At 40.1% G+C, this 13,062-nt stretch carries 12 protein-coding genes; 6 read left to right on the forward strand and 6 right to left on the reverse strand.

Annotation, left to right across the window (positions count from 1 at the left end; translation table 11 throughout):
• Positions 1 to 10: 10 nt before the first annotated feature.
• Positions 11 to 1,336 carry a glycosyltransferase family 2 protein gene (locus tag EQJ87_RS02235; RefSeq protein WP_130123149.1) on the reverse strand — a complete coding sequence of 442 codons (1,326 nt, stop codon included), beginning with the start codon at positions 1,334 to 1,336 and terminating at the stop codon, positions 11 to 13.
• Entirely contained in the window at positions 1,329 to 1,838 is a 510-nt protein-coding gene (locus EQJ87_RS02240; RefSeq protein WP_130123150.1) for a cell division protein, read from the reverse strand. The genes EQJ87_RS02235 and EQJ87_RS02240 overlap by 8 nt, the downstream gene beginning before the upstream one ends.
• 215 nt (positions 1,839 to 2,053) lie before the next feature.
• Here EQJ87_RS02240 and EQJ87_RS02245 point away from each other — a divergent pair, with 215 nt between their 5' ends.
• The 5 genes from EQJ87_RS02245 to ntdP all read left to right on the forward strand — a co-directional run bounded on the left by EQJ87_RS02245 (position 2,054) and on the right by ntdP (position 7,430).
• On the forward strand, positions 2,054 to 2,953 hold the full coding sequence (locus EQJ87_RS02245) for a metallophosphoesterase (protein ID WP_130123151.1): 900 nt from the start codon (positions 2,054 to 2,056) through the stop codon (positions 2,951 to 2,953).
• Between the two features lie 274 nt (positions 2,954 to 3,227).
• Complete coding sequence (locus tag EQJ87_RS02250; RefSeq protein ID WP_130123152.1) at positions 3,228 to 3,803, forward strand: TetR/AcrR family transcriptional regulator; 576 nt, start codon at positions 3,228 to 3,230, stop codon at positions 3,801 to 3,803.
• 40 nt (positions 3,804 to 3,843) lie between these two features.
• Positions 3,844 to 5,151, forward strand: coding sequence for a dihydrolipoyl dehydrogenase family protein (locus tag EQJ87_RS02255; RefSeq protein ID WP_130123153.1), 1,308 nt, complete (start codon positions 3,844 to 3,846; stop codon positions 5,149 to 5,151).
• Between the two features lie 262 nt (positions 5,152 to 5,413).
• Positions 5,414 to 6,754, forward strand: a complete 1,341-nt coding sequence (locus EQJ87_RS02260; RefSeq protein WP_130123154.1) for an FAD-dependent oxidoreductase — start codon at positions 5,414 to 5,416, stop codon at positions 6,752 to 6,754.
• 145 nt (positions 6,755 to 6,899) lie between these two features.
• Positions 6,900 to 7,430, forward strand: a complete 531-nt coding sequence (gene ntdP / locus EQJ87_RS02265; protein WP_130123155.1) for a nucleoside tri-diphosphate phosphatase — start codon at positions 6,900 to 6,902, stop codon at positions 7,428 to 7,430.
• 162 nt (positions 7,431 to 7,592) lie between these two features.
• On the opposite strand, the gene EQJ87_RS02270 is transcribed toward ntdP, so the two are convergent.
• From EQJ87_RS02270 to EQJ87_RS02280, 3 genes are all read right to left on the reverse strand, one after another.
• Positions 7,593 to 8,372 carry a formate/nitrite transporter family protein gene (locus tag EQJ87_RS02270; RefSeq protein WP_130123156.1) on the reverse strand — a complete coding sequence of 260 codons (780 nt, stop codon included), beginning with the start codon at positions 8,370 to 8,372 and terminating at the stop codon, positions 7,593 to 7,595.
• A gap of 242 nt (positions 8,373 to 8,614) precedes the next feature.
• Positions 8,615 to 10,237 carry an ABC transporter permease gene (locus tag EQJ87_RS02275; RefSeq protein WP_130123157.1) on the reverse strand — a complete coding sequence of 541 codons (1,623 nt, stop codon included), beginning with the start codon at positions 10,235 to 10,237 and terminating at the stop codon, positions 8,615 to 8,617.
• Positions 10,238 to 10,258: 21 nt separating this feature from the next.
• Positions 10,259 to 11,137, reverse strand: coding sequence for an ABC transporter ATP-binding protein (locus EQJ87_RS02280; protein ID WP_130123158.1), 879 nt, complete (start codon positions 11,135 to 11,137; stop codon positions 10,259 to 10,261).
• Between the two features lie 245 nt (positions 11,138 to 11,382).
• Here EQJ87_RS02280 and EQJ87_RS02285 point away from each other — a divergent pair, with 245 nt between their 5' ends.
• Positions 11,383 to 11,856: a TetR/AcrR family transcriptional regulator gene (locus tag EQJ87_RS02285; protein WP_255411619.1), complete on the forward strand. Its 474-nt coding sequence runs from the start codon at positions 11,383 to 11,385 to the stop codon at positions 11,854 to 11,856.
• 137 nt (positions 11,857 to 11,993) lie between these two features.
• Here the strand turns inward: EQJ87_RS02285 and whiA are convergent, their stop codons facing one another.
• Complete coding sequence (whiA, locus tag EQJ87_RS02290; protein ID WP_130123160.1) at positions 11,994 to 12,911, reverse strand: DNA-binding protein WhiA; 918 nt, start codon at positions 12,909 to 12,911, stop codon at positions 11,994 to 11,996.
• Positions 12,912 to 13,062: the final 151 nt, after the last annotated feature.

Consider the following 13,062-nt stretch of genomic DNA (forward strand, 5'->3'; position numbering starts at 1 on the left):
AGTTCAAAAACTATTTTTCCTTATCCAAAAGCTCGAACCCTTTTCGTTCTGGACTTTTCCAGGTACCAGAGCCCAAACCTAAAATTGTTTTTACCGCAGGAACAAAAGTAGTTACAATAGTCAGGGCATTCATGACCCAATAAAAAAGCATATAGAGAGGGGCAAAAAACAAATACTTGAGTTTCCGTCCACCATCATCCACAATCAATGAAGCCAGCAACTGAAAAGTTCCCGAAATCATCTCAAAACAAACAAAGAGAAAGGACATGGTCAACATATGATAAATCCGTTCCAGATTTCCAGTAGCCGCAAAATAGAGCAAAGACCAAACAAAAATCGCAGAAGAAATCCAGAAAAAGAAAGACCAAATAATACTAAAAGTTTGATCGACAAACATCACTGTCCGCCCAATATTTTCAAAAGGATGCCTCAAGATTTTACGAAAATTCGTCAACCAAACCTCTGTTCCCCCTTTGGCCCAACGTTTTCGCTGCCGGTAGAGCATTGTGAGCGACTCTGGCACTTCCATAAAGAACATGATTTCTGGAGCAAAAAAGGAAAGCCAACCGTCCATTTGGTGATCCCAAGCGATAGAAATATCCTCAGTTGCCCGATCTTGCCGGAACAAACCAACTGCAATCAAGGCATCTTTACGATACATCGTATTTGCCCCGCTATAAGCATAAATACTGCCCAAAACGCCCTGTTGCGTCCGCTTAATCACCCCAACAATGCTGGTAAATTCAACAGTCTGTGATTTAGCAATCAATTTTGCTCGATTTTGGACATCCATATTGGCCGTAACTGCCGAAATATTTGTTGAATCTGGTCGAATGAAATAGTTGACATAGCGATTCAAAGCTTCTGGTTCAGGGACAGTGTCTGCATCATTACTCAAAATCAACTCCCCCTTGGCAAAAGCCAACCCCACATTGAAAGCGTGCGCCTTGCCTTTATTCTTAGCAATCCGAATCACGCGTAATTTAGGATATTTTTTCTGTAAATTGGCTAAAAGTTCTGGCGTACGGTCTGTGGATCCGTCATCTGTGACCAAAACTTCGTAATTTTCGTAGTTGATTTTGGTCATCAGATAATTAATTGTATTTTCAATAACCACTTCTTCGTTATGAGCAGGCACCATGATTGTAATCAGGGGTTCGATTTCAACAGGAATTTCATCCCAGACTTCTTGCTTGTATTTAAACAAAAAAGTGTAGCACCACACACCAATAAACCAGGCAAAACCACCCAAAATAGGATAAGTTATCAAGACTAAAAAGATAAAAATTAAAAGATAATCAATGATTTGGTTTCCTGTTTGTATGAAACTAAACATCTTTTTCTCCTTTCTGATAAAGCTTTTGGATAAAATCTGTTTCTAAATTTTGTTCTTTACTGACCACATAATAGCAGACATTTTCACGAAATTCTTTAGAACCAAAGCGTTCCTCGTAGGCTTTTTCTAATAAATCCCGACGATGTTTCACTTGTTTAACATCATATTGTTCTTTTTTTTGCAAATGATTTTTAAAGCGATGATTATTCCAAAAAGTCAGTGTGATATAAAAAATAAGGAGAAACACAAAAGAGATAGAAAGAAAAATCAGCAAAAAGAGCAAAGTCGTTTTTTCTTCTTCATAGATAACAAAATGACGCAAATCTGCTCGCTCAGGAAAAACAAGTGGAAAAAGCAACCACAAAAACGGCAGAATCAGCCCACACCAGCCCAAAAATGCAACAAAAGTCTGGAAAATTCGCTGACGAAAATGTCCTTTACTAAAATAAGGATCATTAATCAAAATTTTTTCTGCATCAGCACGACTAAGCCGTCTTTTCATGGCTCTTCCTCTTTTTCTTTTAATTTGAGATATTTGTAATTTATTAAATACCTTCTTTAATTATCCCACTTTCTTTTGACTTTTAATAATTTTTAGATTACAATTTTTGCACGAATAAGCGCTGGATTTTGAACAGCTAAAACTGCTAGACAACTAGAAAATCCTCAAGCTCTTAGCTCAGGGCTTTCCTAGCATTTCGTGCTATAATTCTATCTATGACTAAACAAAGAAAATTAGCGATTATTTCAGATTTCCATCTGGATAGCAATGCTTTTTCGACCGATGAATTACAGATTTTTGTGGATTTACTCATGGAATTGAACATTACAGATTTGCATTTTGCTGGAGATATTTCAAATGATTTCTGGAAAATTTCTGAGCCGTTTTTTACGCAAATAAAAACGCTGACGCCACTTTCTGTCACTTTCAATCTGGGAAATCATGATATGGTAGGCCTTAATGAAGATGAAATTGCTCAGAGTAATTTTCAAGTCACTTATTTTGCTGACACAGCTTTTGTTAGTTTTCACGGTTGGTACGATTACTCCTTGATGGACGGTGCAATTGATCCCGCAAAAATTCTTGCCTTTAAAAATGCTTTTTATTTTGATCGCAAAATCAAGCGCGCTTTTGACGATGTCACAACGACCCAAAATGAACTTTCAGAGCTAGAGAATTTACTGACGAAACTTTCTGAAAATCCGTCAGTAAAAAAGATTGTCGTCAGCACCCATTTTGTGCCACATCAGCAATTTATCATTAACAGCCGGTATGAAAAGTTTGCGCGCTTCAATGCTTACCTAGGCTCACAACATTTTCATGAGCTTTTTGTTCAATTTCCCAAAATCACCGACGTTGTTTTCGGACATCTCCATCAACGCCGAAAAGAAATGACCATTGACGGGATTCATTATCAGTCCAAACCGCTTGGTTATGCTTACGAATGGCAACTTATCAGTGATTTTTTACTGACCTATCCCCACTTTCAAATCAAAGAAAACTGGCACTTACGCAAACGCTACAACAATTTACGTCAGTCCAATGAATGGCAGAACTTTCGTCAGAAGCATCTCGCAGAAGAATTTCGGCGTGCTTTAGTAATTTTTGAATTTTAAAAATTACTAACGTTCTGAATAAAAATATTTAACATTCAGATAAGAAAAAGCTATCGCTAACTTTTTCCCGAAGACTATAATAAAAATCATCAACATTTGAGTTGAATTATTATATCTTTTGGAGGGACAATCAAAGAATCATTTTAAAAACCTGTCAGTCATGACAGGTTTTTTATAATCAAATTAGTTGTGTCCAGCACAAAAATAAGTTATTCTAATCATAGACCGAACGGTCGGTTAGTAATCGACTGATTAACAATAGAAAGGGCTGAAGATGTCAGAAACAAAAAATCGTATCTTGGCAGTAGCAACTCAACTGTTTTGTGAAAAAGGCTATCATGCGACCTCTGTCAGAGATGTTATGGAAGCGACCAAAGCCAGCAAAAGTCAGTTTTACTACTACTTCCCCGCCAAAAAAGATTTGGTGCTGGCTGTGATTGACCGACATTTCACCCAGTGGAAAAGCGAGTGTTTTGAAGGGATTTTGCAAAAGCAAAACAATCCTGACGAGGCATTGGAGGCTATGCTTGACTGGATTTATCAAAGTCATGTCAATCAGTTGACCCACTATGGCTGCCCTGTTGGTAACCTGATCATCGAGTTAGCAGCAAATGACGCTGAAAGTCGGGCAGCTCTACAAGCATTTTATGGACAATGGATAGCTCTACTCACCGAAAAGTTCACTGCTTTACAAGTTGAAAAGCCTAACATCCAAGCTCAACAGCTCATTGCAGGCATCCAAGGCAGTATTTTACTTTTGAAATTATCCCAAGATTTGACCGTCTTAAAAGATAATTTTGACGAGTTAAAAATAAAAATTGCACAAATGAAATTGAGTTCGACTTCCTAGAAACTGGGCGGTCGCACATCTTTATTAGGAGGTAACCTAAATGGAAAATTTTGATGTTATTATCATTGGCTCTGGCCCTGCCGGTGCTGCGATGGCGAGTGGTTTAGCCAGTCAAGGCAAGAAAGTCGGCTTAGTCGAGCGCGACAAATGGGGCGGAACTTGTCCCAACTACGGCTGCGATCCGACCAAGATCATGATGTCCGCCGTTGAAACGCTCAATCATGCCAAAGACATGAAGCTTTCTGGCGTTCACGGTGAACTAAAGCTGGACTGGTCGGAGCTGATGGCTCGTAAAAATGCCTACACATCGCCTTTTTCCGACAATTATAAAGGACAACTAGACAAGTCAAAAAACATCACCGCCCTGACAGGCACCGCTACTTTTACGGTGGATAAAAAGTTGCAGGTGGGTCATCACGTTTATTCGGCCGCACACTATATCATCGCTACGGGACAGAAACCCAGCTATCCTAAATTTTTAGGCAATGAATTTTTCAACACTAGTAATGATTTTCTGAGTTTGGAAAAATTACCAGCCAGCATGATTATTTTAGGCACAGGCTATGTTGCTTTGGAACTAGCGCAAATTGCTACAGCTGCTGGAAGCAAAGTGACCCTAGTCGCTCGGCGAAAACGTCATATCAACGGCTTTGACGATGAACTAGCTCAAGCTTTCTTGAAACAAATCGAATCAGCTGGTATTGAGATTGTAGAAGATTTTGTCACGGAAAAGGCAGAGAAGACTGGAGAGGGTTATCAGATTCTATCTTCTGACGGGAGAAAATTGACCGCTGCTTATCTCTTGGTTGCCACGGGTCGTATTCCTGCCATTGAACATCTGGGACTTGAAAATGTGGGAGTACAAACGACTTCTCATGGTATTGTTGCCAACAAATTTTTGCAAACAAGCAATCCTAAAATTTATGCTATCGGCGATGTTTTGGATAAAACACAGCCTAGATTGACCCCTGTAGCAGGCTATGAAGCACGCTACCTACTAAAAAATCTCTATGCCAAAAATCCAAATCCTATCAGTCATCCAGCAACACCAAGCCTTATCTTTGGTAGCTCTAAATTGGCTCAAATTGGTAGCACAGAAGGCAAGACACAAGTCCTTGACATGACCAATTGGTATACTTACAAGCGTGTGGCTGATCCTAAAGCATTAGCCAAAGTTACAACAAATGCTAAAGGTCAAATCATCGGTGCCACAGTCTTATCAACTTTGGCTGACGAAATCATTAACTACCTTGCCTTTTTGATTAACCAAAAAATTGATGCCAAGGACATTCAAAATCAGATTTTGGCTTATCCAACAGCTGCGTCAGATTTGCAATATTTGTATTAAGATGAAGCAACAAAAGAAAAATTAGCCACGATTAAACCCGTCCGTTTTGTACTGGGTTTTGACCACGACTTTCCTGAAAAAATGGAAGGGGTGGATACTTGTGGTGATCTTATTTCACGCTGTCAAAACAATCAGCGAAAATTTCTTGGTTGTTGATTGTCGTGGAAATCGGTTAATAAATAAATATAGTAAAGAAAGGAATTGAGTTCGCCCTCCTTGAAAGCTCTGAAAATATCAGGGAAAGCGAACTTGCCTCTTAATCATGAACACATTAAACTTTACAAATCTTATCGTTGGTTGGGGTAAGGGCGGTAAAACCTTGGCTAAATTCTTGGCCGCTCGCGGCGAATCAGTCGCTCTTATTGAGCAGTCTCCTAAAATGTATGGCGGAACTTGCATCAACATCGCCTGCATTCCTTCAAAATTCTTGATTACACGTAGCGAGCGCGGGATGGATTTTGCTAAGGCGGCTGAGTCAAAAGCAGAATTTATCGCCAAACTCAATCACAAAAATTATCATCTGTTGGCTGATGAGGAATGTGTGACAATCATCAACGGACGGGCACGTTTTACGTCGAATCGTGAAATTGAAGTGACGGCGGGTGATGATTTACTCAGAGTTACTGGTGAGCGGATTTTCATTAATACGGGGGCAACACCGATTGTTCCAGATTTAGCAGGCTTGGCAGATAATCCGAATGTCTTGACTTCGACGGAACTTTTGGATTTGAAAGAAAAACCTGAACAGTTGGTTATCATGGGGGCTGGTTTCATCAGTTTGGAATTTGCTTCAATGTTTGCTGGTTTTGGTAGTAAGGTAACGGTGCTGGATCTGCGCTCTGAATTTCTACCTCGGGAAGATGAGGATGTGGCTCAGCGCGTTAGGTCTGATCTTGAAGCGCGTGGTGTGGACTTCCGCTTAGGGGTGACTTTTGATAAAGTGGCGGAAAATGAACTTTTCATCACGGAAAATGGCACAAAAACTGCTGTCAAATTTGACAAACTTTTGGTGGCTACGGGGCGTAAAGCAAGTACTGAAGGTCTTGGACTAGAAAATACTGATATTGAGCTGAATGGACGGGGCGAGATTGTCGTAACTGACAAACTGGAAACGACAGCTGAAAATGTCTGGGCCATTGGTGATGTGCATGGTGGCCCACAATTTACCTACACTTCACTGGATGATTTCCGTATTTTACAAAGCCAGCTTTATGGCGACCAATCAAGAACGCTAGCTGATCGTGATGTGCTCTCAACTAATGTTTTCATCGAGCCAAGTTTGGCTGAGGTTGGACTGAATGAAAAAGCGGCTAAGACGGCTGGGATTCCCTATCGTTTGTTCAAAATGGATACTTCAGCTATTGTCAAAGCCAATCTTATCGCTCAACCGCAAGGTTTGCTCAAGGCGCTGGTTAATCCTGCTGATGACACAATCTTGGGAGCGACGCTTTATATGCCTGAGGGGCATGAGATTATCAATCTCATCAGTCTGGCCATGAAGACTAAACTACCTTATACTATGATTCGCGACCATATTTTCACACACCCAACGATTTCTGAAGGGTTGAATGACTTATTTGCGGCTGGAAATGAAGTGAAATAAAGCAAAAAGTGATTTGGAGAATTTTCAAGTCACTTTTTCTTATTCTTATGAGAAATTTATAAAAAATTCACAAGCACTATCAATTTTTATAAAAAAATGGTATAATTATTGACGAGAACTTTGAATTGAGAAAGTGAGAACGGCCTTGAAAATTCCCAAAGAAGGCGACTTTATCACGATTCAAAGCTATAAACATGATGGGAACCTACATCGTACTTGGCGCGATACAATGGTTCTGAAAACAAATGAAAATTCAATTATTGGGGTAAATGATCACACACTGGTAACGGAGTCCGATGATCGTCGTTGGGTGACACGCGAACCTGCGATCGTTTATTTCCACAAAAAGTTTTGGTTTAACATCATTGCTATGATTCGTGAGGAAGGCGTCAGCTACTACTGCAATCTAGCGAGTCCCTTCGTCCTTGATAACGAAGCATTGAAATATATTGATTATGACCTTGATGTGAAAGTTTTTAAAGATGGCGAGAAAAAATTGCTCGATGTCGAAGAATATGAGCGTCACCGTCGTCAAATGCATTATCCTAAAGAAATCGATCATATTTTGAAAGAAAATGTCAAAATTCTTGTTGATTGGATCAACAATGAAAAAGGGCCATTTTCTAAAGAATATGTCGAGATTTGGTACAATCGTTATCATCAGTTAAAAAAATAAGTTATTGGCAACCTAAGGGTCAGCTGCTTTAGCGGCTAGACTTCTAGGCTGGGTGACCTCGTCTCACAGATGTGAGGTTGTTCCCATTGCCAATAACTTTTTTACTTATTTTATAGAGAAAATGCTGACGGATGATGCGGAAAAATTACGTCAGCATTTTTTCTATTTTTTCAATTCATTCATTTGCCGTCTGTAACCTAACGTGTAGAAACCGGCGACAAAAATGACGCCACCAATGATATTTCCTAGATAAACAAAGGAAAAATTATGGGCAAAGTCGAGCCAGCTTGCTCCATTTTCAAAAATCGCCGCTGGAATGACAAAGGCATTTGCAATGCTGTGCTGAAAACCAATCGCTACAAAGGCCATGATTGGAAACCAAATAGCAAGTAGTTTTCCGGCAGCATCTTTAGCCCCGTAGCAAAGCCACATGGCAATGCCGACAAACCAATTACAACCAATCCCCGACAAGATTTCCTGCGACCAAGAAGCTGAAATCTTGACTTGAGCCAAGCGGAAAAGTTCGTCTTTAAACTCAGCGGTTGCCGTCAACCCGACCAAATGACCAAAGACAAAGGCGACAAAAATAGCGCCTAAAACATTGAAAATGGTGATCACTATCCAATTTTTGATTAGTTCAACAAAGGTCACTTTTTTAGCAAAAAAAGACGCTGAAACGGCGGTCATGTTTGATGTAATCAGCTCTCCACCGCCCATCAAAATGACAATCAAGCCAATCGGAAAGACGCTTGCACCAATCAGACTCGCAAGGCTACCCAAATCCTCCACAACGCTTGCTATTGTCCGAATATAAAGCAAATAGCCCAAAGAAATCATGGCGCCTCCAATAAAGCCAAGGATTGCCTTTTCTAAAAATGGACGCTTCACTTTTTCTTGTCCGTGGTGAATAGTCACCGCCAAAATTTCTGCCGGATTCATCATGCTAAAATTCTCCTCAATGTTAATTTTTGATGTTATTATTAATTTAAAGTTACTTTGTATATTCTATCACAATTTTTTCTAAAATGCTTGAAAGCGCATAAAATTCTTTAATTGGCTCCAATCAGCTGATTTTGCTAGAGAAAATGCTGACGGATTCTGTTTGAGAGAGAAAAAATGCTGACGTAAGTTAAAATAAGCTTTTCGTCAGCATTTTTGGCGTATTTTTTAGATACAAAAGTAATTTAGCCGCCGATTAAATCTCGTTTGCGGTAGCCCATATAAGCCACCGTCATCAGTCCCGCAGAGAGCAGCAAAATCGTCAAAACCGGAGTCCAAGCCATTTGCTCCACAGGCATTTTGGGCAGATAATCATAAATATTTAATTTTTCCAACCACTGTGGCAAATCAAGCAAACGTCCCAGATAGGTCATGAACAACAAGAAGCCGACATAGCCCCAGATTAGTCCCACCGCGCGCGGTAAGAAAGCAATCAACAAACTCAAAAGAGCGAGGACAAAAACAATTCCCACCACCCAAACCAGCGCAGGCTGGATGATTTCGGCAAAAGTCAGCGGATTTTCCATGCTCTTTTGCTCAATATAAATGCCAACCGCCGTTAAAAATTGGGCGAAAAGACTAGCCACAAGCGCCAAAATCACATACGTCCAATACACTTTCGCACGTGAGACAGGCAGGGCATAGAGTTGTTCTTGTCGATTTTTTCGCTCCTCTGTGGTCATTCTACTCAAAAGAATCACCGCAAAAGCCGCCACTAAAATCGAAAGGATGGAAAACAAAGTGACCATAAAATTTCCCACAATTGCTTTGTGCGCTGTTGCATCGCCCACAAAAATCTGCTTGACGGTCGGATTACTATTGATAAACTCATCCATCTGTCCAAACATCGAGCCATAAACCAAGCCCAAGACAAAGAAAGCAACTAACCAAGCAAAAATCATTTTCTTTTGCAAGCTCAAGACGAGTCCCGGTAAGCTGAGTAAGCTTTTTTTAGCCTGCGCACGTCCACGCCCTTCGGGCAAATAGCCCGCTCCTATATCTCGTTTCATTTCTAAAAGATAGGCTAGCAAAAGTAAGACTCCAGCCAGTAAAAGTGCCAAAACAACACCTAACCAATTTTCAAAACTTTTAGCATAGGGAAAGCCCAGATAAGACCAAGCTAGCGGATTAAACCAACCTGCATGAACTGCCGAAACATCGGTACCCATGCGTAAGATATAAAACAAACCTAAAAGACCAAAAGTTGCCCCTTTTGCCCCGGTCGCATCTGGAAAAACTTGGGCGAAAAACAGAGTGAACATTCCCCATAAAAGCCCTTGGGCACTTGTGGAGCAAGCAAAAAGGAGATTGCTATGCCAGTCATTCAGCCCAGTCACATTTTGAGCTTGAATGGAGAGGGCCAAAGCAAAAGCGATGATGAGGTGCAAAGCCATCAACTCCAAAACAACTGCGGTGGTATTGGCCAATTTTCCGATTGAATAAGAGCGAAAAAGCTCGGCAATGCCGTCATCTTCTTCTTTTCTTGTCCGATTGATGACATAAATAATCGAGATAATAGCAAAGGTGATGGCGGTAATCAAAGTCATTGTTTGTCCAAAAATCGGCCCCAAGCTATAAGCTGCGGGACTTTTGATTGGGGTAGTTCCGAATAAGCCAATCATGGCTGGATTCTTGACAAACATAGTATACATCGTACTTGCTGTGGCTGGACTAGCGGCTACTTCCATCTTTCCTACACCAGAAGCAGCAAAAGCTAAAAGTCCTAAAAGCCAAAAAATCAATTTGAGCCAGTCGCGCTTAAGCAAAACCTTAAGCATGGTTCCTGTTTTTGAGAGTGGTTGGTTCATGAGCATTCCTCCTTTTCATCTCTATTCATAATGGCGCATGAACAAATCCTCAAGCGTTGGCGGTGTTGATTCTAATTTTTTAATACCGTATGGAAGTAAGGTAGCCAAAATGCTGTCAATATGGTCAGATTCGGCTTGGAAACTGGCTTTATTTTCTGTCAGCTGCAAATCATACACCCCTGCTAATTCACTCAGCGCTGTGGGGCTCTCTTTGGTTTCTACTTTATATTGATAGCGGGTCAAATGGCGTAAATCATCTAAACTGCCTGTTTCTACGATTTCACCCTTGCGAATGACCGCCACACGATCTGCTAATTTTTCGACTTCTGAGAGAATGTGGCTTGACAGAATGATTGCTTTGCCTGCTGCTTTGAGCTTTTCAACCTCAGCTTGAAAAACGGCTTCCATGAGTGGATCCAAACCGCTAGTCGGCTCATCAAAGATGTAGAGTTCGGCTTCACAAGCCAAAGCCGCAATCAATGCAATTTTTTGCCGATTACCTTTGGAGTAAGAGCGCGCTTTTTTCTTGGGATTTAAGTCAAACTTAGCGATGAGAGCATCTCTTTTTTCTCGATTGATTTCGCCGTGGAGTTTTAAAAATAAGTCAATGATTTCGCCACCTGAAAGATTAGGCCATAGGTAGACATCGCCTGGTACATAAGCAATTTTTTGATGGATTTGGATGGAATCTCGCCAGACGTCTTGTCCAAAAATCTTGGCTGAGCCTGCTGAGGCGCGGATGATTCCCAGCAATACCCGAATGGTCGTTGATTTTCCAGAACCATTTGGGCCTATGTAGCCTAAGACTTCGCCGGAATTGACTTCAAAATTAACATTTTTTAGGGCCTGAAATTTACCAAAATTCTTTTGCAAACCTTCTACTTCAACGATTTTTACCATCTTTTTTCCTCCAAAGAATCTGGTTTTTAAATTTGAACTATTCTTTTATTTATAGTTCATATTATACTCTTTTGTTTGAAATGGTTCAATAAAAACGTTATAATTTTTATAGTGAACGCTGTGGCGGTTTTCAGAAATATAATCAGAAAGTGAACTTCTAATGAATCAAACAGAAAAAAAGAAAAAAAGCGATCTTAGCGGTCACTTTTGAACTTTTAAATCAAAAACGTATCAAAGAAATCACCGTGGACGAAATTGCCCAAAAAGCCGAAGTTTCCAAAGTGACGCTCTTTAAATATTTTCAAAGCAAAAATCAGCTCATGAACCTTGTGATTATCACTGCTTTTAAAAATATGGTCACCGAAATCGAAGCAATCCTCCAAAGTCCGCTGGATTTTACCAGCACTTATGAGGCAATCACTCAGCTCAAAGTCAAGCAAATCAAGCAATATAGCCCTACCTTCTCGGAGAATTTGATGCTACAATACTCCGAAAGTCCTGATTTTTTTGACCCAGACACGCTGTCTATTCAGACGAAAATTTATGAGGAACTTTTCAACAAGGGCCAAAAAGAGGGGAAAATTGCCCCAAACTACAGTAAAGATGATTTTTTGTTCATTCTTCATCTTTTTTCCGAAGGAATGAAAGGACTCCCCGCCGATGTTCTACTGGAAAAAGTAACACTCATCTCCCAATTTTTTATCAAGGGTTGGCAATAAAACATCAAAAAAACCGCAGAATGAGCGGATTTTTTTGTTTTTAGCTGAAATTAAATCACGTCAGCATTTTCTCTGCCTGTTTTGACTCAAATTAAAATGCGTCAGCATTTTCTCTGCCTATCCGTCAGTAAAATGATCTAATTTTCCAGCTGTTTTAGCTCATTTGCTCGCTCAATCAATTTGCGGATTCGGTGATTTACACCTGATTTTCCCAAGGGCGGATCCAACAATTCGCCCAATTCTTTAATCGTCGCTTCTGGATTTTCTAAGCGCAGGCGAGCAATTTCTTTCAAAGCAAAAGGCAGCTGCTCCAATTCTTTTTTTTCATTGAGAAATTCAATGGCTTCGATCGCTTCTTGGGCGGCCAATACTGATTTGGCGATGTTGGCACTCTCAAAATTCGACTGACGATTCGCTAAACCGCGCATTTCTCGCATAATTTTCGCTTCCTCAAATTTCAAGCGCGCCTTCATTGCCCCAATCAAAGTCAGAAAATCCATAATTTCCTCAGCTCTTGATAAATAAAGAATCCAGCGGTTTTTTCGCTCGATTACTCGCGCATTCAAGCCAAAATCCACAAACATTTCCTGCAAGTCTTCAGCGTGTTCTTGATAAACATTGGCGATGGAGAGCTGATATTCTCCTTTTTCTGGATTGTGCAGACTACCTGACGACAAAAAAGCACCACGCAGATAATCTTTTTTAATAAATTCATCATTTTTGACAAATTCAGGCACCCCATTATCCAACATCAAAGAATCCGCCAGACTTAGCTCATCTAATAGCTCAGCTGCACCGTTTTCTACATACACCGTATAGACGCGATTCTTAGAAAGTGTCGTTTTTTGATGCACGCGAATTTCTGCTCGAATCTCATAAAGTTCTAATAACATCTGATAAATATATTTTGCCGTTCCTGCATTTTCTGTTGCGATTGACAAGGTCAATCCACCAAAAATTCCTACCGAACCATTCATACGTACCAGAGCTAAAAGCGTGCCAGTCGTTGCTAAATTACGTGTCAACTCATTTTTGACATCACTTGTAAAACTCATATTTTCTGATTTCTCTCAGGAGATGATTCCCCCTATTTTCTTCCTTTTTCACTAAAATTAAAAATACATAAGAAAAAATACATAACTTTTTTACTGACGGATTCTAAAAAAAATAGTTTTAATATTTTTTTCTCACAATACAAATCCGTCA

The sequence above is a fragment of the Lactococcus sp. S-13 genome, assembly GCF_004210295.1.
Classification (GTDB): domain Bacteria; phylum Bacillota; class Bacilli; order Lactobacillales; family Streptococcaceae; genus Lactococcus.